This window comes from Leptolyngbya sp. O-77 (genome assembly GCF_001548395.1).
Lineage (GTDB): Bacteria > Cyanobacteriota > Cyanobacteriia > Elainellales > Elainellaceae > Thermoleptolyngbya.
In genome coordinates, this window is sequence record NZ_AP017367.1 from 3,984,600 (window position 1) to 4,010,618 (window position 26,019).

General features: G+C 55.6%; 26 protein-coding genes. 15 read left to right on the top strand and 11 right to left on the bottom strand.

Annotation, left to right across the window (positions count from 1 at the left end):
* The first annotated feature begins 355 nt into the window (after positions 1-355).
* The 5 genes from O77CONTIG1_RS16890 to O77CONTIG1_RS16905 all read left to right on the top strand — a co-directional run bounded on the left by O77CONTIG1_RS16890 (position 356) and on the right by O77CONTIG1_RS16905 (position 5,124).
* Positions 356-1,546, top strand: coding sequence for an aromatic ring-hydroxylating dioxygenase subunit alpha (locus tag O77CONTIG1_RS16890; protein ID WP_084782784.1), 1,191 nt, complete (start codon positions 356-358; stop codon positions 1,544-1,546).
* A 269-nt stretch (positions 1,547-1,815) separates the two neighbouring features.
* Positions 1,816-2,472: a hypothetical protein gene (locus O77CONTIG1_RS28080; RefSeq protein ID WP_286132372.1), complete on the top strand. Its 657-nt coding sequence runs from the start codon at positions 1,816-1,818 to the stop codon at positions 2,470-2,472.
* Positions 2,439-3,107 (top strand): aminotransferase class I/II-fold pyridoxal phosphate-dependent enzyme, encoded by a 669-nt coding sequence (locus tag O77CONTIG1_RS28085; protein ID WP_286132373.1) that lies wholly within the window; start codon positions 2,439-2,441, stop codon positions 3,105-3,107. The genes O77CONTIG1_RS28080 and O77CONTIG1_RS28085 overlap by 34 nt, the downstream gene beginning before the upstream one ends.
* A 258-nt stretch (positions 3,108-3,365) precedes the next feature.
* Positions 3,366-4,181: a sulfite exporter TauE/SafE family protein gene (locus O77CONTIG1_RS16900; RefSeq protein ID WP_068516757.1), complete on the top strand. Its 816-nt coding sequence runs from the start codon at positions 3,366-3,368 to the stop codon at positions 4,179-4,181.
* A 367-nt stretch (positions 4,182-4,548) separates the two neighbouring features.
* Positions 4,549-5,124 (top strand): hypothetical protein, encoded by a 576-nt coding sequence (locus O77CONTIG1_RS16905; RefSeq protein WP_068512842.1) that lies wholly within the window; start codon positions 4,549-4,551, stop codon positions 5,122-5,124.
* 152 nt (positions 5,125-5,276) lie between these two features.
* Here the strand turns inward: O77CONTIG1_RS16905 and O77CONTIG1_RS16910 are convergent, their stop codons facing one another.
* A complete protein-coding gene (locus tag O77CONTIG1_RS16910) occupies positions 5,277-5,621 on the bottom strand; it encodes a hypothetical protein (protein ID WP_068512845.1) in 345 nt (114 codons plus the stop codon).
* 202 nt (positions 5,622-5,823) lie between these two features.
* On the opposite strand from O77CONTIG1_RS16910, the gene malQ reads away from it, so the two are divergent.
* Entirely contained in the window at positions 5,824-7,314 is a 1,491-nt protein-coding gene (malQ, locus tag O77CONTIG1_RS16915) for a 4-alpha-glucanotransferase (RefSeq protein WP_286132374.1), read from the top strand.
* Entirely contained in the window at positions 7,251-7,496 is a 246-nt protein-coding gene (locus O77CONTIG1_RS28090) for a 4-alpha-glucanotransferase (protein ID WP_286132375.1), read from the top strand. Before malQ ends, O77CONTIG1_RS28090 begins: the two co-directional genes overlap by 64 nt.
* 178 nt (positions 7,497-7,674) lie before the next feature.
* On the opposite strand, the gene O77CONTIG1_RS16920 is transcribed toward O77CONTIG1_RS28090, so the two are convergent.
* The 5 genes from O77CONTIG1_RS16920 to O77CONTIG1_RS24765 all read right to left on the bottom strand — a co-directional run bounded on the left by O77CONTIG1_RS16920 (position 7,675) and on the right by O77CONTIG1_RS24765 (position 12,486).
* Positions 7,675-8,523: a helix-turn-helix domain-containing protein gene (locus O77CONTIG1_RS16920; protein ID WP_068512848.1), complete on the bottom strand. Its 849-nt coding sequence runs from the start codon at positions 8,521-8,523 to the stop codon at positions 7,675-7,677.
* Between the two features lie 174 nt (positions 8,524-8,697).
* The gene (locus tag O77CONTIG1_RS16925) at positions 8,698-9,456 is read right to left on the bottom strand and encodes a pseudouridine synthase (RefSeq protein WP_068512851.1); all 759 of its coding nucleotides are present in this window, start codon (positions 9,454-9,456) and stop codon (positions 8,698-8,700) included.
* 153 nt (positions 9,457-9,609) lie between these two features.
* Positions 9,610-10,494: a 50S ribosomal protein L11 methyltransferase gene (prmA, locus tag O77CONTIG1_RS16930; protein WP_068512854.1), complete on the bottom strand. Its 885-nt coding sequence runs from the start codon at positions 10,492-10,494 to the stop codon at positions 9,610-9,612.
* A gap of 92 nt (positions 10,495-10,586) precedes the next feature.
* The gene (serA, locus tag O77CONTIG1_RS16935; protein WP_068512857.1) at positions 10,587-12,176 is read right to left on the bottom strand and encodes a phosphoglycerate dehydrogenase; all 1,590 of its coding nucleotides are present in this window, start codon (positions 12,174-12,176) and stop codon (positions 10,587-10,589) included.
* Positions 12,177-12,348: 172 nt separating this feature from the next.
* Entirely contained in the window at positions 12,349-12,486 is a 138-nt protein-coding gene (locus O77CONTIG1_RS24765; RefSeq protein ID WP_156435393.1) for a hypothetical protein, read from the bottom strand.
* A 184-nt stretch (positions 12,487-12,670) separates the two neighbouring features.
* Between O77CONTIG1_RS24765 and O77CONTIG1_RS24770 the strand changes: the two genes are divergently transcribed.
* Entirely contained in the window at positions 12,671-12,967 is a 297-nt protein-coding gene (locus O77CONTIG1_RS24770) for a photosystem II protein, Psb35-related (protein WP_156435396.1), read from the top strand.
* A 161-nt stretch (positions 12,968-13,128) separates the two neighbouring features.
* Here the strand turns inward: O77CONTIG1_RS24770 and O77CONTIG1_RS16945 are convergent, their stop codons facing one another.
* Together O77CONTIG1_RS16945 and O77CONTIG1_RS16950 are read right to left on the bottom strand one after the other, a co-directional pair.
* Positions 13,129-13,881 (bottom strand): DevA family ABC transporter ATP-binding protein, encoded by a 753-nt coding sequence (locus O77CONTIG1_RS16945; protein ID WP_068516760.1) that lies wholly within the window; start codon positions 13,879-13,881, stop codon positions 13,129-13,131.
* Between the two features lie 134 nt (positions 13,882-14,015).
* Positions 14,016-15,254: a vWA domain-containing protein gene (locus O77CONTIG1_RS16950; RefSeq protein ID WP_068512860.1), complete on the bottom strand. Its 1,239-nt coding sequence runs from the start codon at positions 15,252-15,254 to the stop codon at positions 14,016-14,018.
* A gap of 409 nt (positions 15,255-15,663) precedes the next feature.
* Between O77CONTIG1_RS16950 and O77CONTIG1_RS16955 the strand changes: the two genes are divergently transcribed.
* The 4 genes from O77CONTIG1_RS16955 (at position 15,664) to O77CONTIG1_RS16970 (ending at position 18,671) form a co-directional block, all read left to right on the top strand.
* Positions 15,664-16,356, top strand: coding sequence for an ATP-dependent Clp protease proteolytic subunit (locus O77CONTIG1_RS16955; RefSeq protein WP_068512864.1), 693 nt, complete (start codon positions 15,664-15,666; stop codon positions 16,354-16,356).
* 132 nt (positions 16,357-16,488) lie between these two features.
* The gene (locus O77CONTIG1_RS16960) at positions 16,489-17,151 is read left to right on the top strand and encodes an ATP-dependent Clp protease proteolytic subunit (RefSeq protein WP_068512867.1); all 663 of its coding nucleotides are present in this window, start codon (positions 16,489-16,491) and stop codon (positions 17,149-17,151) included.
* Positions 17,152-17,246: 95 nt separating this feature from the next.
* Positions 17,247-17,852, top strand: a complete 606-nt coding sequence (locus tag O77CONTIG1_RS16965; protein ID WP_068512870.1) for an ATP-dependent Clp protease proteolytic subunit — start codon at positions 17,247-17,249, stop codon at positions 17,850-17,852.
* Between the two features lie 126 nt (positions 17,853-17,978).
* Positions 17,979-18,671, top strand: coding sequence for a J domain-containing protein (locus tag O77CONTIG1_RS16970; protein ID WP_068512873.1), 693 nt, complete (start codon positions 17,979-17,981; stop codon positions 18,669-18,671).
* A 158-nt stretch (positions 18,672-18,829) separates the two neighbouring features.
* Here O77CONTIG1_RS16970 and O77CONTIG1_RS16975 read toward each other — a convergent pair whose 3' ends face one another.
* Positions 18,830-19,387: a hypothetical protein gene (locus O77CONTIG1_RS16975; RefSeq protein WP_068512875.1), complete on the bottom strand. Its 558-nt coding sequence runs from the start codon at positions 19,385-19,387 to the stop codon at positions 18,830-18,832.
* A gap of 646 nt (positions 19,388-20,033) precedes the next feature.
* Between O77CONTIG1_RS16975 and O77CONTIG1_RS16980 the strand changes: the two genes are divergently transcribed.
* From O77CONTIG1_RS16980 to O77CONTIG1_RS16990, 3 genes are all read left to right on the top strand, one after another.
* Complete coding sequence (locus tag O77CONTIG1_RS16980) at positions 20,034-21,260, top strand: calcium-binding protein (RefSeq protein ID WP_068512879.1); 1,227 nt, start codon at positions 20,034-20,036, stop codon at positions 21,258-21,260.
* A gap of 111 nt (positions 21,261-21,371) precedes the next feature.
* The gene (locus O77CONTIG1_RS16985; protein ID WP_068512882.1) at positions 21,372-22,769 is read left to right on the top strand and encodes a folate/biopterin family MFS transporter; all 1,398 of its coding nucleotides are present in this window, start codon (positions 21,372-21,374) and stop codon (positions 22,767-22,769) included.
* 128 nt (positions 22,770-22,897) lie between these two features.
* Positions 22,898-24,373, top strand: a complete 1,476-nt coding sequence (locus O77CONTIG1_RS16990) for a carotenoid oxygenase family protein (protein WP_068512885.1) — start codon at positions 22,898-22,900, stop codon at positions 24,371-24,373.
* 67 nt (positions 24,374-24,440) lie between these two features.
* Here O77CONTIG1_RS16990 and O77CONTIG1_RS16995 read toward each other — a convergent pair whose 3' ends face one another.
* Positions 24,441-25,196, bottom strand: a complete 756-nt coding sequence (locus O77CONTIG1_RS16995; protein WP_068512889.1) for a two-component system sensor histidine kinase NtrB — start codon at positions 25,194-25,196, stop codon at positions 24,441-24,443.
* Between the two features lie 205 nt (positions 25,197-25,401).
* Positions 25,402-25,947, bottom strand: coding sequence for a DsbA family protein (locus O77CONTIG1_RS17000; protein WP_068512891.1), 546 nt, complete (start codon positions 25,945-25,947; stop codon positions 25,402-25,404).
* Between the last annotated feature and the right edge of the window lie 72 nt (positions 25,948-26,019).

A 26,019-nucleotide genomic window follows, 5' to 3' on the forward strand; every position in this document is an offset into this window, starting at 1 on the left:
CTGATGCATCCCGGTTCAGCGTCGCTCAGCGTTTTCTTGGTCGATTTCTCAGTCGATTTCTCAGTCGATTTCTTGGTCGGCGGTTCACCCGTTTGGGTCAATCTTGTCCAAATGGATTGACTTACACATTCCAACCAAGGATAAATAAGTATGTTTACATTTAGGTAAGTATGTTTACATTCCACGATCTGCTCAGATCTTTTTGGGCAGCGTGGCGGGTTTCACAGTTCCGGTGCGTAGAGTCTGGCGCAGGGTTCTGAGACTTGCCGAAATTTCAGCAGCAATGGCTGGATCACTTAAAACAACAACCTCTTTGGAAGCGCGTTCGAGTTCGATTCACGTATCAGAAAGCTCGATGGAATTAGCAACAACACTGAGGGGGCATACCGTCCACAACGCGGTGCGTGAGGTCGGCATCAACCCCAACTACTGGTATCCCGTTTACTGGGCTGAAGATTTGCAGCCGGGTCAGGTGGCGCAGGTGGTGGTCTGGCAGCAGGCGATCGCCCTCTACCGCACCCCCGATGGCCAGGTCTACGCGATGGAGAATGCCTGCCCGCACAAAGGGGTAGAGCTACACAAGGGCAAAGTCAAGGGCGATCGCCTGGTGTGCCCCTATCACGGCTGGGAATTCAACTCAGACGGACAATGCGCCCACATTCCCTATCTGCCACCCAATCAAAAACTGCCCTGCGCCCAAGCCCGCAGCTACCCAACGCGAGAGCGCTATGGCATTCTCTGGGTGTTTCCGGGTGATCCGTCCCTAGCGGAACAGGTCGCCATGCCCTATATGCCGGAATACGACGACCCTGCCTATTTTCAAATCCCCATTCCGGGACATTTCCACGCCCATTTCTCGATTTGCAACGAGAACACGATGGATGTGTTTCACGGCTATCTGCACGAAAATCTCCAGGGCTGGTACGACCCGAAATTGCTCAAGCTAAAGGAGTCGCCCAATTCCGTTTTGGCAGAGTATGAGGTGAACTACGAAGGCTGGATGACGAAGGTGCTGGGGCTGAGCGAAGACGGCGGCAAAACCACTCGCATCGTCTCGGTTCATTACCAATATCCGCATTACACCAGTTCGCTGGAGAGCGTGTCCTCGCTCTACCTTAATCGGTTGCCCGTGGGGCCAAAGGAAACTCGCTCCTTCTCGATCCTGTTCCTCAAGCTGCCCCTGCCGCAGTGGTTGGTGCGTCCCATCCGCAAGCCGCTGATGCTGTTTGTGCGGCGGTTTGTGTTGATGAAATTTCTCCTGCAAGATGTGGAGATGATGGAGAGCGAGCAGCGGGTTTTCACGTCAGATCCCAAGCGGCGCTACGTGGAAATCAATCCAGCGATCATTGCGCTCCAGCGTGTCTTTTTGCGGCAGTATGAGCAGTTTCTGCAACGGTCTCAGGGATTCTCTGAGGCACTTTCTGGAGCGATCGCCCCAGCAGATGTAGCAGCCAGTAGTGAAGGAGAAATGCCGCAGCCTGAGCCTGTTTTGGCAGACTCGGCAAGGCGTTCGGTGGACACTTCCAATGGGAGGGGTGAACTGTAACAATCTCAAGACATGGATTAATCTTCTTCTGGCAGAGTAAAGGAAAACTCTTATTGTAATTATCAAAAAGCGCCGCCGGAGCAGCGCCAGAGGTCGAGAATTCACCCAAAAGCTCAACCAGGTTTCATGAGTGTCGATATAGCGCCAATGGACTTAGCAGCATGAACTTAGCAGCATGGATTCAGCAGCAATGAGTTAAGCCAAGTCTAATCATCCGAGGGGCTAGAAGAGATACGCTACTCAATTCAGTTAGGTGAGGGGAGTTTACTGTGCAAGTTATCAAGGAATACGTTCAGCGCTGGTATGAGAGCGGGCTAGACCCGGATGAATATATCTGCCATCGCAAACAGGGCAACCTGGTAGAAATTGAAGAGGCCGATACGGGCCGTCGCCGCATGGTGTTGACCTTCTGCACAAACGATGTGCTGGGTCTGGTGCAAAGCCCTGCGGTCAAGCAGGCTGCTATCGACGCAATTCTGCAATTTGGCACGTCGAACAGTTCGACCTCGGTGCTGAGCGGACGAATCGATCTGCACCGCCAGCTAGAAGATGAAGTCTCCGCCTTTAAGCATCTAGGCTATACGCAACTGTTTTTGAATGCGTGGATGGCCATGCAAGCGCTAATGGATGCGTTTTGCCATCAGGCGATTCCGGTGCCAGGGTTCCAAAACACCCGCGAGACGCTGATCATGACCGACGTGCTGAATCACGGCTGCATCGTGTCGGCGATCGCCAATGCGGGCACTCGGTCGGGCAAGCTGTTTGGCCACAGCCCTGCGGTGCGCGTGCGGGCCTATCGCCACTGCGACATGGAGGACTTTGCCCGCAAGCTGAAGCGCTACGCCAAGCCGGGGCGATCGCATTTTGGGTCGTCTCCGACGCGGTGTTCTCGATGGATGGCGACATCGCGCCCCTACCCGACATGATCGATATTATGTCGAAGTATGAAGACACCACCCTGGTGATGGACGAAGCCCACGCCAGCGGTTCAATCGGCGCAACGGGTCGCGGCATCTACGAACACTTTGGAATTTTGCCGCAAGATGCGCTGGATAAGGGCGTAACGCCGCTGATCATGACCACCTTCTCGAAGTTTGGCGCGTCGGTGGGTGCCGCCATCAGCAGCCCGGTGGCAGAGCTAAAGCCGCTGCTGAATGTGTCACCTTCTTCGATTGGCACCTGCTCTCTGGCACCCCCACTGACCGCGGCTGCTCTGGAAGCGGTGCGCCAAGTGCGCCAGCATCCCGAACTGGTGCAGCGCCTGCATGACAACACGCGCTATCTGCGGAGCCGTCTGGCAGAGAACGATTTTCTGGCGATTGGCGAAACCAACGTGCTGCCAGTGCTGCTGCCGCCGGATCTGAATCCAAAGGACTTTGCGCGATCGCTCGTGACCAACCACGGTATCTGGGTTTCGCCCATCTGGTACATTGCCAAGCCTCGTCTGCGGATCACGGCCAACGCGCTGCACACCCGCGAGGAAATGGATCGCCTAGTGGCTGCAATGGTGGCGGTGCGCGAGGAGATGTCCTATAAGCCTGCGGCAACCATCAGCGCTTAGTCCGGGAATTAGAGATAGGCAGCATGAAATTGGCGATCGCCCTTCTCTGAACGCCGAAGTGAACCTACCTTGCATCGCTTAGGAAAGACGGCGGCATCAAGTGTCGCCGTTTTTGTTTTGGGGAACCAAGGGGGCGATTGAACCAAGATTGAACCAAAACGTTTGCGTCTAGCCGCGCGAAATAGGAGAATGGCGCAGAATCAGTTGTCGATTTGCGGCTACTTGGGGCTGATTCGCCGCTGCAATCCATCGAGCGCTATGTTAGGTACTCCCGTGGGCTGGTTGGTTTTGTTTTTAGTGGGCACAATGACGGGCACCCTGTCGGGGCTGCTGGGCATTGGCGGCGGGCTGATTATGGTGCCGATGCTCACGTTTTTTGGGCTGCCGCTGGTGCAAGCAACAGCGACGAGTCTGGTTGGTGTGCTGCTGAGTGCTTTGTCAGGGAGCTACCAAAACCTGCGGACGGGTACACTGAACTGGCGCGTTTCTCTGCTGCTGGCGGTGTTTGGCATGGTGACGGCGCAGGTTGGGGCGTGGCTGGGCGATCGCCTTCCCGATGCCTCCCTATCGCTTGCCTTCGCCGTGCTGCTGCTGGTCACGATCTACCTCATGGATCTCCGCCGCAAGCTCGCCCAAAAAGAGCGCCATCTCAAAATTCCAGCCCCCGAAACAGTTTCAGCACCCGTTTCGACCCCTGCCAATGCTCTCCCGCCCATCGCTGGAATCGGCCTCCTCGCCGGAATTCTCTCTGGCCTCTTTGGGGTGGGGGGTGGCGTGGTCATGGTACCGCTGCAAACGCTGTTTCTGGGCGAAACAATCAAGTCTGCGGTGCGAACCAGCCTGGGGGCGATCGTACCGATTGCCATTTCAGGACTAGCGCAACATGCGTATAACGGCAACGTGCTATGGATTGCGGGGGTTTGTCTGGGGCTGGGCGGCATCGTCGGCGCTCAGGTCGGCACGCGCCTTCTGCCTAAGCTGTCCGATCAAACTGTGAATCGGCTGTTCAAATCCTTCCTGATTGCCCTGGCAGTCTATATGACCGTGCGGGGTGCAAAAGGGCTTGGGAGCTAGGGTGCAAAGGGTTGAGAAGGGCATAGAGCAAGCCTGGAATCGGGCGATCGCCCTCCATCCTCAAACCTCCATCCTCAACCCAATCGCCCTAAGTAGCAAAACCTATCGCAAAACTTAGTGATATTTTTTAGTGATATTTTCGAGCTTTTTGCGCTATCCTGCGATCGCCCCAAACTCTCACATTTTCGATCCCCTCGACCTCGCTTGACCTCGCTTGACTCGACCTGGCTAGATTGGCTCGCTGTCCTTGGCTATATCTCCCTGGCGCTGCTGGTGTGCTGGCGCGTCTTACAAACGCAGCCCAAGAAGTAGCCTAGAAAATGCCTAGAAAATATCGCTCGTCAGAAAAACGCTCCCAAAGGTCTTCATGGCAAAGAAACCAAAGCACGATCTGAAATGGGTGAAAGAAACCCTCAGCCTGCCCGAAAACCACAACTGGAAATCGCAAGATGGCTACAACATTTTCGTAGCTGGACGCGGTGCCGTGCGGTTCGACGTTCCCGAAGATTGGATCTTCGAGCCAGATGAAAAATCCTTCAAGTTTTTTGACGGCAAGCCGCCGAACGACAACTGCCGCCTGGAGGTGTCCTATAACCTGCTCCCAGAGGGCGACTGGACGCTGTTTCCGCTGGTCAGCGTGATGAAGGAACTAGTCGAAAAAGACGAGCGCAACATTTTAGAAAAGGGCGAGATTGTCAGCCTCAAACGACAAACCGCCCGGATCGTCTGGACAGAGTTCAAGTTTCTCGATTCGCAGGAAAATCGCGAAGCCTACTCGCGCACCTGCATCGGGCTGGGGTCAGGGGTGCAGTGCCTAATCACCTTCGACTATTGGGTAGACGATGCCGAGCGGCTCACACCCGTTTGGGACGTGGTCATGAATACGCTGACGCTGGGGTTGTTTATTCGCGACCCCAGACAGGGCTTTGCGTTTCCTGATTAACACTTCCTGATTAACACTTCCTGATTAACACTTCCTGATTAACACAATGTGCAACTTTGCCGATTCCCTTGTGTGAATCGTTGGGCGGCGGTGCTGTCCAACGATTCATGCTCTTAGAAAAGCATTTGTGCAAGAGGTCTACTAAGGATCAGCTAAAGATCAGTATCTTCTCTCCGAATGCGATCGCACAGCACGTAAATTGCCTGCACCACGCGCTCGTACAGCGCCTCATCAGACCCTTCATGCTCAAACAACTGGCGCGTTTCTTCGACCCAAGCATCGGCAGTTTCGGTCGTCCATTCTTCCATCAGGTCTAGTTCCATCTCTTCCAGTTTCATCGCTTCTAGCTCCAGGTTTTGTAGCAGTGCTGGGTCTTCGGGCATGTCGATTTCTGTTTCGATCCATTGGTTCGAGTCAGCCCGTTCTGAATCAGCCGTTAAATTCCACAGCAAGTCCATCTGAGCAAAATCGGGCGGGTATTGGGGTCGTCGTGCCATGTCGCCTCACCAAATTTAGTACAAATATACTAAATCAGATTGGAGTAAAACGCTAGCCCTGGTGACGGATTTTTAGCTTGATTTAACGACTTGATTTAACAACTTGATTGACGGGCAATCCAAAATCGAGAATTGATATTGATATAGTCTCTGGTCTTAATCCGTCTTGCAAAGCGCCAAAATTTAGCCCTGAGACAGAGCATTGAGAACAGTTCTGGGCGATCGCCCGTGCTACAGTCTAAGCATTACAAGCGCTGACGATGCGCGGTTTGAAGCCCTTGGGTTTGGGAGCTTTTGGTCAACCATGCCGTTTCCCCGTTCTAGTGGTATTTTGCTGCACCCCACGTCGTTTCCCAGCCGCTATGGAATTGGGGATCTTGGAGACAGCGCCTATCGGTTTGTCGAGTTTTTGCAGCGCAGCGGGCAGCAGTTTTGGCAGGTGTTGCCGCTGGGGCCGACGGGGCATGGCAACTCGCCCTATATGTGCTTTTCGTCGATGGCAGGCAATCCGCTGCTAATCAGCCCTGATCGCCTCTATCACGAGGGCTGGCTGACGGATGAAGACCTGGCAAACTTGCCCGATTTTCCCGCTGAGCGAGTCGAGTATGACCGGGTGATTGAAACCAAGATGCCGCTGTTGCTAAAGGCAGCCCAGCGCTTTAAGGAACACGCCACGGTAGAGCAGCGCATGGAGTTCGATGCGTTTTGCGCCAGCCGCGCCTTTTGGCTGAATGACTATGCGCTGTTCATCGCGCTGAAGGAGGCTCAGGGCGGCCTTAGCTGGCACCAGTGGGATGAGGCGATCGCCCGTCGCGATTCAGCAGCGCTGGCCGAGTGGCGGCTCAAGCTCAGCGAAGAGATCTTTCAGCATAAGTATTTGCAGTTCGAGTTTTTCCGCCAGTGGTCTACGCTGCGCGACTACGCAAATGATCTGGGCATCCGCATCATTGGCGACATCCCCATCTATGTGGCGCACGACAGCGTAGACGTGTGGGCATTTCCCGAATTTTTCCACCTTGACCCAGAAACAGGCGAACCCGCGCTGATGGCAGGCGTGCCGCCAGATTACTTTAGCGAGACGGGGGCAACTCTGGGGGCAACCCAATTTATCACTGGGAGGGCGCTGGAAGAGGCGGGCTTTGGCTGGTGGCTCCAGCGATTTCGTTCCACGCTAGATTATGTAGATATCGTCCGCATCGACCATTTTCGGGGCTTTTGCGCTTACTGGGCCGTGCCCCAGGGCGAGGAGACTGCGATGAACGGCGAGTGGATTGATGCACCGGGCACGGCGTTTTTTGAGACGCTGGCAGCGGAACTGGGGCATCTGCCGATTTTGGCAGAAGACCTGGGGGTAATTACGCCTGATGTGGAAGAGTTGCGCGATCGCTTCGAGTTTCCTGGTATGAAAATTCTGCAATTTGCCTTTGGTGGCGGTGCTGATAATCCGTTTCTGCCGTTCAATTTTGAGCGCAACTGCGTCGTTTACACAGGCACTCATGACAACGACACCACCCAGGGCTGGTTTAGCGAACTGTCAGAATATGAGCGCGATCGCCTGATTCGCTATCTGGGCTGTGTGTCGGAAGAGGGCATCCACTGGGGATCTGATTCGTCTGGGCATGGCCCTCGGTGGCTAACCAGGCCATTTTCCCGCTGCAAGACCTGCTGGGCCTGGGCACTGAGGCTCGCATGAACTATCCCGGCAAGCCCGATGGCAACTGGGACTGGCGCTACCGAGCCGAGGTTTTAACTGAAGAATTGGGCGATCGCCTTTTGGCGCTGGTCGAACTCTACGGCCGCGCCCCCAAACCTCCTTCAAAACAGGATCGTGAAGCCCGACACGAAATAGAGCCTGGTCAGCCCGACCCTCATTGACGCCCCTTTCACTCACACCCTTATCTACTATCTACACCCTTATCTACAAAGATCGACATCCACAAAAATCGACCGCCAGAGGTCAAAACTCCTGCGCCGCAAATGCCGTCACCGCGGCACCCAAAACCCATAACCACAATGCAAGTAACCGCAATGCAGGAACTAGGGCTGGGCAAAGCTAGTTAGCCTGAGCATTTGAAGAGGCTTGGGTGCTGCCTTGGCCCGGCGATGGCGGAAAGACGATGGACTGAACGGCTCCAGGCTGACCGATGGGCTTTGCTTCCTGCTCATTGTAGGACACCAGCACACCGCCCGCGTTGCCAGCGCGGATGCGAACTTCCCGGTCGGCTGCCCAACTGCGCTGCGTGCCGGCCTGCATCATGCCTTCAAAATCGGTGCGTCCGTCCACGGTCACCCGCAGCCAGGATTGCTCCCGCAGCGTAATTTCCACGCGAACAGGCTTGGCGGGTACGGCAGGCGACGGGCTGGGAGAAGGGCTGGCGGCGATCGCCTGTGTAGTGGGCGATTGTCCAGGCTGGGCGGCAGGGCTGGCAGCAGTCGGCGAGGGCGAGGCGATGAGCGAGGGGACAGGAGAGGGCTGATTCGCCGTAATCGGCGTGGTAGAACGGCTCCAGACGTAGGACAGGCCGGCGATCGCCGCTGCAATCAGCCCCACATAAGCAACATACAGGTGTAGCGGACGCAATTGTGCCTCCGGCGTTTCCTGCCAGGACGGCTGAATTTCAGCATTTTGCGGCTCCAATGGGAACTCGTTTGCCAGGGCGTGCCCGTCTAGCCCCAGCGCATCCGCATAACGCCGCAAAAAGCCCCGGATATAGACCCCTTCAGGAAGCTCCTTAAAATTGCCAGATTCGATCGCGCGAATCACTCGCGGCTGAATCATTGTCTGGGCAGAAATCTGGTCGATCGAGAGCATCTGCTGCTCCCGAAGCTGGTGCAACTCATAGCCCAACTCTTCAAGCTTCAGGATTTGCTCTTGCTCTAGTGGAGAAAGACCCTTGCTCATAGCATCCAGCACCTTACGCTCCTCACTGTGACGTGACCTGTTGAGACGACATGACCTGATGAGACATGATTTTGATGATTGGTCGGCCGCACAAGCTCAGCATCATCCTCAAAAAGCCAGACTCTAAACCCCCAAAAGAGGGCGACACAGATAAGAGCATATTACTTCAAAATCCTACGGGTCTGAAGGGGGTTTGGCGAAGTTACCAGCCTGCGCTCGGAGAAAATCCAGATCCTTTGAGGTCAGGTTTCGATAGCGTCCGGGAGGCAAATCTCCCAGCGAAATCGGCCCGATCGCCACTCGATGGAGCGACATTACAGGATGCCCCAACTGCTCAGCGACGCGGCGGATTTGTCGATTCCGCCCTTCATGCAAGACGATTTTCAGCAGGGTTTTGTTCGGTCGAGCATCGAGGAGCGTGACTTCGGCGGGCAGGGTTGGGCGATCGTCTAGCAGCACGCCGCCTCGCCATCGCTGCAAAGTCTCCGCGCTGGGGCGGCCAGCAACCCACACTTCGTACACCTTGGGAATGTGGTGAGACGGATGGGTGAGGGGAAAGGTCAGGGAACCGTCGTTGGTCAGCAGCAGCGCTCCGGTGGAATTGGCATCCAGGCGGCCCACGGGGTGCAGCCCACGGCTCTGGCGCAAATGCTCTGGCAACAGGTCTAGCACCGTGCGCCGTTGCTGCGGATCGTGGCAAGTGGAGACTACACCCATCGGCTTATGCAGCAGCAGATAAAGCAGGTCTGGACGGGCCTGGGCGTTTAGCAGCTTGCCGTCTACTTCTAGGCGATCGCCCGTCAGATCCGCCACCTGACCCAATGTCGCCACCTGCCCATTCAGACGCACCCGCCCCGCCAGGATCATTTGCTCTGCCTGGCGGCGCGAAGCAATGCCATATTGAGACAAAATTTTCTGAATCCGCTCAGCCATTCTGGCTCATGTCGATTTGCGATTTTGGATTTGCGATTTTGGGTCAGCAAGGTGTCAGCAGGGCTTCCAGCCATCTCCCCTGTGGTGCCACAGGCGGACTGATATCAGCCGCGTTATCTTGCTTGCATCACGCCATCACCCTATCATGCAGCCTTACGATCGCCGAATATTTAAGCAGCACCAGTCCTGCCTGCGCCAGAGCGTGGCAACGATCCAGCCGTTGGCTTCGAGCGAGTCAGCAATGGGCTTCACCTGATCTAGCAAGATGCCGCTGAGAACGCCCCAAGTGCTGGGTTTGGCGATCGCCCCAAAACCGGGGATCAGGTCAAGAATCACTTCTGCCAGAATATTGCACACAAACCCATCGACGGGGGCGGGCAGCATTTGGGTGAGGTGATCCAGGCTGCCCAGTTCGACGATCAGACGCTCTGGCGCGATGCCGTTTAGCTCTCGGCTGGCGTTGGTGGAGTCAATCGTCAACGGGTCAGTATCCACCGCGTAGGCTTGCTTTGCTCCCAGCAGCAGCGCTGCGATAGAAAGAATGCCAGAGCCGCAGCCAATGTCGGCAAGGGTGATATCCGATGGCCCCTCGATCCGCATTTCCAGCGCCTCTAGGCAAAGCTGCGTTGTGGCGTGGGCCCCCGTGCCAAAAGCAACCCCAGGGTCAAGTTGCAGCACAATGCGATCGCCCTGCGCGGGGACAGGCAGCCAGGCAGGGTTGATCAAGAGGCGATCGCCCACTTCCTGCGGATGCCAATACTGCTTCCAGCTACTCGACCAGTCTTCTTCATCAATCATCTGCCACTGTACTACAGGCACCGCCACCCCAGCACAGAGGGCATCCTGCTTCAGCCGCAGCGCCAGCGCCGACAGATCCAGCAACTCAGCTTGAGTCTGCGGCAGGTAGCCGCGCACCAGCACACCGAACTCCTTGCGTTCACTCGCCGTGCCTTTGCAGCCAAACTCCTCAAGCCGCCAAGACACCAGGTCTTCGGCTGCCGGATCGCACAGCACTTGAATTTCCCACCAGGTGGACATAAGGGGTCAGGGTGTGAAAGCTGGCCGAAAGGCTGATTTGTTGCGCCCGTTGCGCCCGAAGAATCAGCCGAAACTAACGCCTCAAACCAGCGCTAAGACGTAGGCAGCGTCACCGTATAGGCATCGCGGATGCCGGGAACCTGAGTAATTTCGTCGAGAATGCCGTCTGGCAAGGGGTCGTCCAGGCTTAGCACCATCACCGCATCGCCCCGCACAATCTTGCGGCCGACCTGCATACTGGCAATATTGACGTTCAGGCTTCCCAAGAGAGAACCTAGCTTACCAATGATCCCCGGCATGTCGCGGTGCAGCGTGAACAGCATATGGCGACTGGGCGGCACGTTGATTGGGAAGTCGTCAATATTGGTGATGCGAATTTCGTTGTCGCCTAGGAGCGCACCCGTGACGGTGTGTTCGCCGTTGGGGCCACTAGCCGACAGGCGCAGAGAACCTGTGTAATCAATCACCGCCGCATCGCGGGTTTCTACCACGCGAATGCCCCGCTCCTTGGCTTCGATGCTGGCGTTAACGTAGTTGACCCGCTCTTGCAGCGCAGTGGACAGCAGACCTTTTAGCGCGGCCACCACGACGGGCTGACTCTCGTTGCTGGCGAGTTCACCCTGAAGCCGCACGTTCAGCGACTCGACGCGGCCGCCCGTGAGCTGGCTGATCAGATTGCCCAAGATTTCCGCCAGTTGCAGGTAAGGGCGCAGTTTTTCCAGCAGGTCGGGCCGCAAACCCGGAATGTTGACCGCCGAGCGGGCAGGCAGCCCCAGCAGCACATCGCGGATTTGCTCGGCTACGTCGATCGCCACGTTGACCTGGGCTTCTTCAGTAGACGCACCGAGGTGGGGCGTGAGAATAACTTCTTTGCCGAGGGCCCGCAATGCTGACTCGCCCAGCGGTTCTGATTCGTAGACATCCAGGGCGGCTCCGGCGATTTTGCCTTCCTTGAGGGCGATCGCCAAGGCCTCTTCATCAATGATCCCACCCCGCGCGCAGTTGATAATACGAGCCGTAGGCTTCATCTTGGCCAGCGACTCAGCGTTGATCATGTGCTGGGTTTCTGGCGTTTTGGGCAGGTGCAGCGTAATATAGTCCGACTCGCGCAGCAGCAGATCCAGATCCACCAAATGGCAGCCCATCTGCTCGGCGCGTTCGCTAGAGAGGAATGGGTCGTAAGCTAGCAGGCGCATCTCCATTGCCCGCGCCACTTTCGCCACATGGGAGCCGATCTTGCCCAGCCCAACGATCCCCAGCGTTTTTTTGTAGACCTCGACCCCTGTGAAGCTCTTGCGATCCCACTCGCCCGCCTTCACCGATTGATTAGCAGCAGGGATATGACGCGACAGGGCCAGCATCATCGCTAGGGCGTGTTCTGCTGCGGCGATGGTGTTGCCTTCGGGCGAGTTGACCACGAGGATGCCGCGACGAGTCGCCGCAGGCACATCGACATTATCCACACCCACGCCTGCACGGCCAATGATTTTGAGCTGAGTGCCTGCTTCGATGATTTCCTGAGTAACGCGCGTGCCGGAACGAATCATCAGCGCGTCGTAGTCGGGAATGATCTGCACCAGTTGGTCAGGAGACAGCCCGGTTTTCACATCGACCTGAGCAACCTGCGAGAGGATGTCAATTCCGATTTGATCAATTGGGTCGGAAACAAGAACCTTAGACATGATGATGGGCTGACAGGTTGAGAGAACAGTGTTGATAGAACAGTGTAGACAGTTTGAAAGACGAGCCAAAAGCAAACGCGAAACCGAAACCCGTACAAGGTTGTGAAGCGCTGAGGGGTGAAGGCAACCGAATGAGGCGTTCAGATGCAGTTTAGACGCAGGTTTACTCTCCTCAACGGGCGAGTTGCTCTGGTTTTGAACCCGTCATGGGCGATCGCCCCAAGGACCCCAGAATCTTTGGACGGGAAAACGCCGGGCCGGTTCGCAGTGCGCCGGAGCAGAAGAGAGTTTTCCACAGACCGAAGGTCATTTTACTGCAAAGCGGTATACCAATCGGGTTTACACCCGAAAGTTTTTGGGTTCGCCCGCTAGGGCCAGGTTCCGAGGACGAATCCACGAGTACGGCTACCCACACTCGCGGAGAAATTGCAATACTTTGAAATATTTTGTTATATTTATTTACAGATTGAAACAAGCCAACACGGGAGGCTGTTATGACGCTTCTAATTGCACTATTTGTGATCGCCTGGGTCGCCGCTTCAGTCATTGGAACCCAAGCGTATTTCCGGGGCGAACAGTCCAAGCCAATCCACGAACGAAACTGGAATTCTGAGTCTTTCGAGCAGCTCGCCGCCTCCATCACCGCCACGGAAGTGGACTACAGCACGCGCGAGTTCCCGGGTTATTTGGGGGATCAGGGGTTAGGTAGGGGCTGGGGTCGGTCGGGCTTTTGCGATGGTTATTCTGCGGTGGTTACGTGTCTCTCCTCACTGTCCACCGGGGTCAAATGAGGCGATCGCCAGCCGACCTGTGCTCCAAGCCTCGTTACAACGCACGATTTGAGCCAAGTTACCTATGCCCTCCTGTCTGGAGGGCTTTTTTTGGGCCCAAATCGCTATCGCTCTGGGGTTTCCCTGAAATCTCTACCCCCACAAACTTTTGAACTCTAACCCTAAAGCGTCATGAACATCCGCCGATCAAGTGTCCGGGGATCATGACTTTCCATGAAGTGTGTCAGGTCTTCGTCGCTTTCGAGTCGCCCATCGACCAAGCTGACGATGCGATCGGCAATGTCAAGGATGCGATTGTCGTGGGTCACCATCAAAATCGTGCAGTTTCGCTCTTTGGCCAACTGCTGCATCAGTTCTACGACTTCGCGGCCGCTTTTTTTGTCGAGGGCGGCGGTGGGTTCGTCTGCCAGGATGAGGTTTGGCTGGTTGACCAGGGCACGGGCGATCGCCACTCGCTGCTTTTGCCCACCAGAGAGGGCGCGGGGTTTGTAATCGACCCGTTCTCCCAGACCCAACCGGGTCAGCATGGCAACGGCTTGCTCTCGCTTGGTACGCCAGTTGGACATTAGTTCCACTGCCATCTCTACATTCTGAGACGCAGTGAGCGAATCAAACAGGTTGTGGGCCTGAAAGATAAAGCCGATATTGCGTCGCACTTCCACGAGTTGCCCCCGGCCCATGCCCACCAGTTCGCGCCCCAGCACCTTGAGACTGCCATCTTGCACGGTTCGCAGTGCGCCGATCAGCGTCAGCAGCGTGGTTTTGCCGGAGCCGGATGGGCCGGTCATGATGACAATTTGCCCCGGCAGCAGGTCGAGGTTGATGTCGTAAAGAACCTGCTTCTGGAGTTCGCCCTGGCCAAAAAAATAGTTGAGGTTGCGAATCTGAACCGTGGCGCTCGGCGAGGGTGCCATAATTGCTGTCGCGCCAGCAGCGGGGTTGGGTTCAGCCGTAGGGCGATCGCCCTCCAAGTTTTCCATCATGTAGAAACACTTGAAACTTGCCAGGAGTAGCCTCTCGGCCTAGCCCAGCTTGCTCTCCATTATCGCTACTGCAACGTGGTTTTGGAGACGATCCGAGTCCTTTTGCGATCGCTCTCCGACAGTTCCTCGCCCTCTTGCAGGCGGGTGGCGTTTTCTTGCAGTACAGTGGCAGCCGTCTGGTCGCCCATTTGCAGCGCAGTCTTGGCAGCAGATTGCAGCATGGTAGCCGCCCCAGCGCGATCGCCCTGTTGCAGCTTTTGCTCAGCGATCTGGGTCTGGCGATATTTGCCTAGTGCCAGGACATGCTGCTGCACCTGCGGGTCGGGCGCTGGCTGGAATGTGGTCACCACGCTCGCTTCAACGATCACCGGATCGCTCAGCACGCTCTCCAAATTCTGCGCCGGGTCATCGTAGCGCACCTGCACCTGCACCAGCGGATGCCGCCCCACGGGAAGCTGCGAAGCATACAGGTTTGCCAACACCACACGCGGCGAGTCTACCATCAGGTCACCCAAGCGCACCGACACCTGCCCCGCCTCCTGAATCGGCTGCAATTCTACCGTTTCGGGCACCACCTGCGCCACAGGCTTTAGCTCTGCCAGCCGCACACCGGGCATCATTCTCAGCAGCAGATAGGCATTCGTCAGCCCAACAGACTGCACCCGGCTAAACAGGCGCGTAAACTCCAGCAGCGCGTCTTCTGGAGTCTGGATATAGGTCAACGCACCGCCGCCTGCATCGGCAATCTGTTCCAAAATGTCCTGGTTCCAGTGGTCGCCAAAGCCCAGCGTATTCAGCGTCAGGTTATATTCCGCTGCCAGGTGCGCCAGCTTCAGACATCGATCGTTGTCGCCGTGTTCGTTTTCGCCATCCGTCAGCAAAAACGCCTGAGAAATCGTGTCTTTTTTCGCCTTGGCCAGTTCTTCAATGCCCAGCCGCATTCCTTCGTCGATGCAGGTGCCGCCGCTGGTTTTGAGTTTGCTAATTTCGCTCTTGATGCCCACTGGGTTTTCGATCACCTGGTTGGGCACTAGCACCTTGGCTTTGTGATCAAAAACGACGATCGAGAGGCGATCGCCCGGCGACAGGCTATCCACAATTTTCAGCGCCGCCTGCTTGACGGTTTCCATTGGGCGACCGTTCATCGAGCCACTGTGATCCAAAATCAAGCAAAGGTTCAGCGGTGCCGTGCGACCGGACGAAGCGGCGATCGCCGACATCGAAATTGCCAACTGCCGCTGACTGCTCACCTGCGCCACATCCAAATTGGCATCACTCAGCGACGCTTGCAGACCCACTTTCATAGCCCCAGGCTCCAGTCTAAGAGAATGTGTTGAGAAGGAATACGTCGAGAACCCGCAGCATTCCCTTGCAAGGTGAGGTACGCCCTTGCCCTAAAAGACAAAGGTTTCGCAGTCCGGTTTCGTAACCCCCTGCAAACCTCACTCGCTTCCAAAACGCTGTATTTTTATGTTCTGCCTCTTCAATACTCCAACGCCCCCATTCCCGATTCCGTAAACTGCCCCAATCTTCTCACGCTTTTCCCAAACCCCTGATGGGCCAGCCCTCTCGACCGCTGCGATGCCCCTCACGCTACTATGGTATAAGCGGCGTTCGTAGAAACAGCGCAGTTCATACGCTAATTCAGGCGTAAGTCCTCCCGCAAGTTCACACGCCAACCGTTTCGGCAAGCGTCCAGGCGAGTTTGACCCTATGAGTTCATCGATTAAGGCCGTTCAGTCCAACTATTACTACGGGGATGCTGCCTATCGCACACCCCCGCCTGACCTACCCTCGCTACTGCTCAAAGAGCGCATCATTTACCTGGGGCTGCCGCTGGTCTCGTCAGACGACCTCAAGCGCCAGTTAGGGGTCGATGTGACCAAGCTGATCATCGCGCAACTCCTCTACCTCCAGTTCGACGACCCTGAAAAGCCCATTTACTTTTACATCAACTCGACAGGCACCTCCTGGTATACCAACGACGCGATCGGCTACGAAACCGAAGCCTTCGCCATCTGCGACACCATTTCCTACGTCAAACCTCCGGTCCACACTATCTGCATTGGCCAGGCAATGGGTACGGCGGCGATGATCCTGTCCGCTGGCACTAAAGGCTTCCGCGCCAGCCTGCCCCATGCCACCATCGTGCTGAATCAGCCCCGCACGGGCATGGGCCAGGCCCAGGCAACCGACATCCAGATCCGCGCCCGCGAAGTGCTGATTAACAAGCAGGCCACCCTAGAAATCCTTTCCCGCAATACAGGTCAACCCGTCGAGAAAATTGCCAAGGACACCGACCGCATCTTCTACATGAACCCCTACGAAGCCAAGGAATACGGGCTGATTGATCGCGTTCTCGAAAGCGCCAAGGAATTGCCTAAACAGGTTCCAGCGCTGACCTAGAAGTCTCAACAAGTCGCATTAACAAGATGATGAGACGTGCGGTGAGGATGGGAATCGCTGATATTCCAGGGCTTCCCCGCTTTCATCGCTCTATCTGTCATCCTTACATCCCTCCAACTCACAGTCTTTTCCATGTCTGTAGATCCCGTCCTCCGTGTTCCCTACAACATCCCCGGTAGTCCCTACTGGCAGTGGATCAACATCTACACCCGCATGAGCCAGGAGCGGATTATCTTTCTCAACCAGCCCATTACCGACGGATTCGCCAATTCCATCATTTCGGCGCTGCTGTACCTAGACTCGCAAGACCAGAGCAAGCCGATTTACTTTTATATCAACTCGCTGGGCGATCCGCTGATGGCGGGCATGGGATCGATGGCAATTGGCATGATGTCGATTAATGCTGGACTTGCCATCTATGACACGATGCAGCACATCAAGGCACCCATTCTCACCATTTGTATGGGTCAGTGTTTTGGCATGGCGACGGTGCTGCTGTCGGCGGGCACGAAGGGCAAACGCGCCAGCCTGCCGCATACCATGATCGCCCTCGCCCATCCCCAAAGCGGCTCTCGCGGCCAGGCAACCGACATCGAGATTAATGCAAAGGAAGTGCTGAACAAGCAGCGTATCGTCATAGAACTGCTCTCGGAAACCACCGGACAGCCTTTTGAGCGCATTCATGAGGACATGGATCGGATGTTTTATCTCACGCCGACTCAGGCAAAAGAGTACGGACTAATCGACCTGGTACTAGAAAGCCCGAAGCTGGCAGGAGCAGGAGTTGGGCGCTAGGGGATTCATGAGGCTCTCGACCGAATCCTTCCCCAGTTCCAACACCCCCCTCCTGTAGATTCCCATTACATACCCTTTCACCCCTTCAAAGACCTATGCCAATTGGAATTCCTAGCGTCCCCTATCGCCTCCCTGGCAGTTCTTTTGAGCAGTGGATCAGCATCTACGAGCGGCTGTTTCGGGAGCGGATTATTTTTCTAGCAGAAGAGGTAGACGACGGCATTGCAAATGCGATTGTCGCCTACATGCTTTATCTCGATTCGGACGACAACACGAAGCCCATCTATCTTTATATCAATTCACCGGGCGGCTCGGTGACAGCAGGCATGGCGATCTACGACACCATGCAGCACATCAAGTCGGAAGTGGTGACGATTTGCGTGGGGCTGGCGGCCTCGATGGGCGCGTTTTTGCTGACGGCGGGCGCAAAGGGTAAGCGACTGGCGCTGCCCCATGCGCGGATCATGATTCACCAGCCGCTGGGCGGAACGGGTCGTCGTCAGGCCACCGATATCGAAATCGAAGCGCGGCAGATTTTGCGGGTGCGCCAGGAACTCAATGAGATGATGGCGCTGCATACGGGCAAGACTGTGGAGCAGATTGAGAAAGATACCGATCGCGACTACTTTATGTCGGCGCAAGAGGCGGTGGAATACGGCTTGATTGACCGAGTGATTACGGATGCGAGCGCTCAAAGTTGAGATTTGAATTATTCAAAATTATTCAAAATTGAAATTTCTAGGAGCGAACGATTACACTTGGAACGCTAAGTGTAGAACGCTAACGTGGAACGCTTGAGGCGATCGCCCGGTTGATGAGCCTTGTTGATGAACCTTGCTGAGTGCTATCGGATTTTGGGACTGAGAAGCAGCGCCACCTACGAGGAGATTAAGTCTTCCTATCGGCGGCTGGCGCGGCGATATCATCCCGACCTGAATCCGGGGAGCGCTCAGCAGGCAGAGCAGTTCATCCAGGTGAATGCGGCCTATCGGCAACTCATGGAGTTGGTGCGTCCGACGGGCATGGGCGATCGCCCTCTGCCTGCCCCGCCGCGACCCGCACCAAGCGCAGCCGATGCTTCCCCATCCACAGCCTCGCCAAAAGCCACATCGCCCTCCTCCGCCCAAAAAGCCCAGACCCAGCGGAGTCCCACCGCACAGTCTGGCTCTGGCATTCGCAAGCGCCCGCCGATTCAGCGCAGCCCGGATGCCTCGCCGACGGATCATCAGCTCAAAGAGCATGTCTATAGCCGCCTCCAGCAGTTGTTGCGGCAGCAGCGCTATCCCCGCGCTGTCGCGCTGGTTGAAGGGCTGGCCCAGCGGTTGCCCAACGACCTGGAGGTGCGCCAATGGCTGGCGATCGCCTATCAGCGCTGGGGTCGCCACTTGGTAGACCTGAAGCAGCCCGAAAAGGCCCGCACCTACCTCAACAAAGCCCTCCGCACCGACCCGCGCAATCGCGCCCTCTGGTTTGAGGTCGATCGAGATTTGCGCCGCCTGGATGGCATCGAGATTTTGTAGGGGTCAGGAGTCAGGGGCTAGAGGTCAGGGGACAGGGATTAGGGGTTGAGGATTGGATAAGCTCTTGAGCTTGAAACCTGATTCCTGGCACCCGCTCCCTGGCACCTTATCCCTGAAGCTCGATTCCTAACCCCTAACCCCCAACCCCCAAACCCTCACTACGGCGTTGCCTTGAGGACTGTCCGCTCTGCTGGGTCGAGGGTAAATTCTAGCGGGATGCGGTCTTCGTAAGCTTTCACAACCTGGCGATAAACCTCGTAGCGTGTGGGCAGCGTGCGGTTGTCTTCGCCGGGGCGACGGAACGTGATGGTGTAGTCAACCGTTTTGTTTAGTCGGGGTGTGCCGGGTCTTTCCTGTCGCTGCTGGCGGGCTTCGACATCATCAATCGTTGGTTTGGGCGGCAGGGCGGGCCACCAGAGTCCCTGCTCGTCGGGGCCGGTGACTGCGCCATCGGGCTTTTGACCGTTGCGATTTTCTAGCGAGGTCGAGGCAAATTTTTCGATGCGGGGGGGACGTTCACCCGGCCGGTTTGCGCCCTCATATTCCACCAGCCAGGTGTAGGTCGTCGTGGCGGTGGCCTGATATTGGGTCGAAATGGGGGTTTCACAGCCGCCTAGCGCCAGCATGGGCAAGCTAGCCAGCAGCAGGGCTGCTCGTCGCCAGGGGCGAGTTCGGGTGGCTTTGCGCGGGAGGGGCGATCGCAGAGATGGGGTCATATGTGCCTTCTATCCGACTTTTCAAACTATCCAAGACTTTTCAAAAACTGTTTAAGCAGTTTCGACGCAGGTATTTTAACTGCGAATACTGGCGGATGTTCATGATCCAATTCTGTTCTTGTGTTGCACAGGCTGATGCGAGAGGCGGACACTTTTCGCAAACGTCACAGCCGCTCCCTTTTCTAACTGATGTTGAGAATTTGAGAAATTGCCTGGCCAGCTTAGCCCGCGCAAAGAAAGTCGCACTGAGAATGTTTTGTATAGGCGATCGCCCTCATGGAGCTGAAAAACCGAGACAAAATGGGCTAAAAATTGTGGCTCTCGAAATTTGAGAAGCGCCCTTTCTCCTGGTTTGAAATTTGGCTCAACTGGCTGTATGCAGGTTTTTCACAATGCAAGACGGACTGCTAAAATGTGCAGCTTGGTTGGGTTGAATTAATTTTGATCCGCCCTGTGAAAATGGCGCTATAGTCAATAGGCGAAAAGCCCTCAAGCGATGCTCGGTCTCATTTTTGGCTTTAAATAAGCAGCTTTAAGCAAAGAATCAGCTTTAAGCAAGGCGGCTTTAAGCAGCGCAGGCAGGCAGCGTAGGCAGGCATTTTTCAGATTTTCACTGCCCGTTTCCACGCAGCTCAAGGATGTTTGAATGGCAACGATTACCGGCGATTCCCAAAACAACCGTATACAAGGCACTTCTGATAATGACAGTATTTTTGGCGGTGCTGGGAACGATACGCTATTAGGTTTGGGGGGGGATGATCGGCTTTTTGGGGAAGCCGGGGACGATCGCCTCGAAGGGGGCATCGGCAATGATTTGCTAGACGGCGGCGCAGGAGACGATACGCTGGACGGCGGCGCGGGAACCGATACGCTGACTGGGGGAGCCGGAAACAACACCTATATTATTGATGCACCGGGCGATCGCATCGTTCAAAGCAACAACCAGTCCATCACCACGGTTCAATCTTCCATTACGTTTAACCTCAGCGCTCTAGGGCTGTCGGCGGGTCTGCAAAATCTGATCTTGTTGGGCAACGCCGACATCAACGCCACGGGCAATAGTAGGGATAACGTTCTGGTGGGCAATCGCGGCAGCAACGTGCTGCGCGGGTTGGCGGGCGACGATCGCATTTCTGGCGGCTCAGGCGGCAACGACCTGCTGGATGGCGGCGCGGGTAACGATATTTTGGTGGGCAACGCAGGCAACAACACCTTCGTGATCGACAGTCCGGGCGATCGCATTTTGGGCGCAGGACGCGGCATTGACACGGTTGAGTCCTTAGTAGACTATGCGCTGGTGCGGGGGCTGGAGAACTGCAATCTGCGGGGCGATGCGCGGATCTGCGTCGGCAATCGGTTCAACAACGCGCTGACGGGCAACCGCAACGACAACACCCTCATCGGCGGGATGGGGGCGGATACGCTGCTGGGCAACGACGGCAACGACAAACTCAGCGGCGGCCAAGGCGACGACGACCTCACGGGTGGACGAGGCAACGACACGCTAACCGGGGGAGAAGGGCGCGATTTGTTCTACTACCGGAGCGATCGCAGCTTTAGAACCAGCGACTTCGGGCGCGATACCATTACCGATTTCCGGGGCACAGACAGCATTGTTCTATCGCGGCGCACCTTCGGACTCCGCAGCAGTCGCGGCTTTGGGTTTAGCCAAGACAGCGAATTTGCCGTAGTGGCCAATAATCGCCTGGCCGCCAGCAGCAGCGCCCGCATCGTCTACAGCACCGGGTCGCGCACGCTGTTTCTCAACGCTAACGGCAGCAGCGGCGGCTTTGGCTCCTCTAGCAGCAGCGGCGCATTTATCGTGTTTAGCAGCAACACTAACCTCAGCACCCTCAGCTTCCTGATTGTCTAGAACCCCCTTCCTGTCAGAACTTCCTGACCTCCTATCTGCCCCTTGGCTGACAACCCCTAACAGTGGATTGGGGTTATGATAGAAGGCATTGTTGATATTTCTTAATACTGGATGGTTGAGTCCTCCGCTGGGTTCGGACAGGTCAAGGCAAACCTCACGGAATTCATCACCGAGAAGGTGCTGTTTGGCAATCGCCCAACGCCCGAACTGGTTGCGATTCTGCTGGTCTACTTTGTGCAAGGCATTTTGGGTCTGGCACGGCTGGCGGTCAGCTTTTTCCTGAAGGATGACTTGGCGCTGAGTCCGGCGCAGGTGTCGGCGCTGCTGGGGGTGGCCGCCATCCCTTGGATGATTAAGCCGCTGTTTGGCTTTATGTCGGACGGGCTGCCGATTTTTGGCTATCGCCGTCGGCCCTATCTGGTGCTGTCGGGCGTGCTGGGGGCGCTGGCTTGGGTCGCTATGGCCACGGTGGTTCACACTGCCTGGGCCGCCACACTGGCGATCGCGCTCAGTTCACTGGCGATCGCCGTTAGCGATGTGATTGTGGACTCGCTAGTCGTTGAGCGGGCCCGCCTGGAATCTAGCAAAGCGTCTGGTTCGCTGCAATCTATCTGCTGGGGCGCGTCGGCTCTGGGCGGGCTGATCACCGCCTACCTCAGCGGCTTTTTGCTGGAGCGATTTTCGGTGCAGACCGTGTTTGCCATTACGGCCACCTTCCCGCTGATCGTGTCGCTGGTGGCAGGGCTAATTGCTGAATCGCCCATCACCCAGCCCACCGACTGGTCAGTGATCCGATCGCAGGTCAAGGATTTGCGGTCTGCCATTTCGCAAAAATCCATCTGGCTGCCCACGGCGTTCCTCTTCCTCTGGCAGGCCACACCCACCGCCGAATCCGCCTTTTTCTTTTTCACCACCAACGACCTCGGCTTTACGCCAGAGTTTCTCGGTCGCGTCCGCCTGGTCACCAGCCTCGCCTCGCTGCTGGGCATCTGGATGTTTCAGCGGTTCTTTCGCACCGTGCCTTTCCGCACCTTTTTCGGCTGGACGATTGTCGTCTCGACGCTGCTGGGCATGACCATGCTCATCCTAGTAACCCATACCAACCGGGCGATCGGCATCGACGACCACTGGTTTAGCCTGGGCGACAGTCTGATCCTGACGGTGATGGGACAAATTGCCTATATGCCTGTGCTGATTTTGGCTGCCCGCCTCTGCCCGCCCGGTATAGAAGCAACGCTCTTCGCCCTGCTGATGTCCGTCACCAACCTGGCTGCACTGGTGTCTTACGAACTGGGCGCGGGGCTGATGCACTGGCTCGGTGTCACCGAAGACAACTTCTCGAACCTGTGGCTGCTGGTCATCATTACCAACCTCAGCACTCTGCTGCCGCTGCCCTTCCTGGGCTGGCTTCCTGGCAAGGAGGACGAAAAACTGGAAATCCACACTTCCACGCCACGAGTGACGCAGCCCGTTGTGGAGATTGGCGAAGGCATTGGTGTGGCGGAGTAATGGATTGTCCCGGTGACCAGTCAACGCGGTGATACAGATTAGCAGCGGCCCAACGATTGAATTCTTCTTGATCTCCTTGCTCTGGCACTCTCCAATCCTCCAGCATTTTCCGACTTCCAAAAACGCTTATGCAAACCCAACCGCTCTCCACCCCCCGCTCATATAACCGCAAAGACTGGCAAACAGGCTATCGCTCATTGGAGCAAGAGTTTGACTATGCCATTGAGGATGTAGAGGGTGAAATTCCGGCTGAACTAGAGGGAACGCTGTTTCGCAATGGGCCGGGGCGGCTGGAACTGGGCGGGCAGCGCTATCGGCATCCGTTTGATGGAGATGGCATGGTGTGTGCGATCGCCCTCCGCAACGGCCGCGCCCATTTTCGCAATCGCTTTGTGCGGACGGAAGGATTTGTCGCAGAGCAGCAGGCGCAGAAAATTCTCTATCGCGGCGTATTTGGCACGCAGAAGCCGGGTGGCTTGCTGGCAAACGCCTTTGACTTGCGCCGCAAAAATATTGCCAATACCAACGTGATTTATTGGGGCGGCAAACTGTTGGCGCTGTGGGAAGCAGCCGAACCCTATCGCCTCGACCCGCGCACGCTGGAAACGCTGGGCACTGATGACCTGAATGGCGGCCTGAAGCCGGGTGAATCCTTCGCGGCGCATCCCTGGGTTGACCCCGCTAGCGAACTCGACGGCGGCGAACCCTGTCTGGTGAATTTTTCCATTAGCCCCGGACTTTCGACGCGAATTACAGTCTATGAGCTAAATTTGGCGGGCGATGTGGTGCGCCGCTATAGCCATTCGGTGCCCGGTTTCGCGTTTATCCACGATTTTGTGATTACGCCGCACTACTGCATCTTTTTCCAGAATGCGGTGTCGTTTAACCCGCTGCCGTTTGTGCTGGGGCAAAAGGGGGCGGGCGAGTGCGTTGAGTTTCATCCCGAAAAGCCCACGCAGGCGGTGATCATTTCTCGCCAGGGCAGCCATGAAAAGCAGTTGATTTCGGTCAACTCAGGCTTCGTATTTCACCATGTAAATGCCTTTGAGGACGGCAAAACGCTGGTGGTGGACTCCATCAGCTACGATTCGCTGCCGACGCTGGAACCAGGGCAGGACTATCGCGAGGTGGATTTTGAGGCGCTGGCTCCGGGACAACTCTGGCGCTTCCGGTTTGATCTGGCGGCGGGTTCCGTTGCCCAGCAAAAGCTAGACGAGCGCTGCGTCGAGTTTCCGGTGGTGCATCCCGACCGGGTGGGACGCAACTATCGCTATCTATTTGTCGGCGCAGCCCATGAGCCGACGGGCAACGCGCCGCTGCAAGGCGTGCTGAAGTTGGATTTGCAGACGGGCGATCGCCAGCTTTGGAGCGCTGCGCCCTACGGCTACGGCAGCGAACCCATCTTTGTACCACGACCGGGCGCAACCGCTGAGGACGATGGCTGGGTGCTGGTGCTGATTTACAACGCCGAGCGGCAAAAGTCGGAACTAGTGATTTTGGATGGGCAGGATTTAGAAAAGGGGGCGATCGCCACGCTGCGGTTGCGGCATCACGTCCCCTATGGGCTGCACGGCAGCTTTACGACCGAATACTTTGGCGAGTAAGGGAAAATTTTAGCATTTGCAGCCTGCTAGCCGATGTGAAAGGCTGACTCAGATATCTTTAATGTCTTTAATCAGGATAGACACAATGTTCATAAAGAATATTGCGCTTGTTGGCAATGGGTAGATAAATGCTCACAATCGTCTCTTTGGCAAATGATAGGATTTTCAACGATCCTCCATGAGCGATAACAATTTGCTTTGAGATTGCCAATCCCAACCCCGTGCCGCCGGACTTTGTGGAAAAAAATGGAGTTCCCAAGTGAGGCAATAATTCTGACGGAATGGGTTTGCCAGCATTCCGAATACTGATACAGATGCAATGATCTGGAACATTATATTTGACCAAGCAACTTACACCTTCCTGGATGGCGATCGCTTCCAGCGCATTGCGAAATAAATTCAAAAACACCTGCTTCAATTTATTAATATCTGCCATCACCTCAACCGCTGGCGCTTCATTGACGTAATGAATTGAGCGATCGACGGACTCAGGTAAATCTTGTATCTGCACCAACATTGCCTTGAGAAACGCATCAACGTTAGTGATTGAGAGGTTCAGTGGTTTTGGCTTCGCATAATCCAGAAGCTCGCTCAAAAGCTGGTTGAGGCGCTGAGACTCGCTTAATGCAAGGGTAATACGTTGTAGATCGGTATCGGAAGTTAACACCTTTTTCGCGTGTTTTAAGCCTAACTCAATTGTGGTCAGCGGATTCCGCGCTTCATGCACAATCATGGCAGTAAACTCCCCTAACGCTGCTAATCGATCGCGCTCCATCAGCTCCTCTTGAGACTGACTTTTTTGTGACAAGTTTTGCTCAAACATAGTTGGATGATTTGAAGATAGATAAGTAGATAGACCAAATTAAAAACATATCCTAAACCCTACGTCGCCCGCGCAGCAGATGGCGCAGGGTCTCTGGGTTTTATGTTTATTAATGTCTGCTTACTTAGAAATGTTTAAGCATTCTTTCGTGAACTTCAATCCTCTGGCTCATTACCTATTTAGAACAACTGTGAGATTAAAATCGCTATTCAAAATTTGCTTGCACAATCGCCTCTAGCAATTTTTCTAAGTGTTGCTCACCGCCATATTTCAACCCATTAATAAAGAACGTCGGCGTTTTGACCACACCACTTTTCACCCCACTTTCAATATCAGACTGAATTCGTGCTGTATGACAATCGTTCGCCATTTCTGCTAAAAATTGATCCACATCTAGATACAGAGCCATTGCATATTCAACCAAATAGCTATCAGCCAGTTGAGATTGATGCTGTAGCAAGTGGATATGCATATCCCAAAACTTATTCTGGGATGCTGCTGCTTCTGCCGCTTCCGCTGCGTGGTGGGCTTCGGGATGGAGATACGACTGCGGAAAGTGGCGAAACACAAATCGCAACTGCTCACCTAACTGCTGCTGAATAGATGAAATAAAGCGATGCGCTATTCGACAGGAAGGACATTGATAATCGCCGTACTGTACCAATGTGAATTTTGCTGCGGGGCTGCCTTGACAGTGGTCAAAATCACCCACAGGAAGAATGAGGCGACTGGATTTTTGGGGTAATGTCATTAGAAAATATCACGACTGCTGATTAGACGATTGGAGAGTATTCCTGTGCTGAAATGACTATGCAGAGTCACC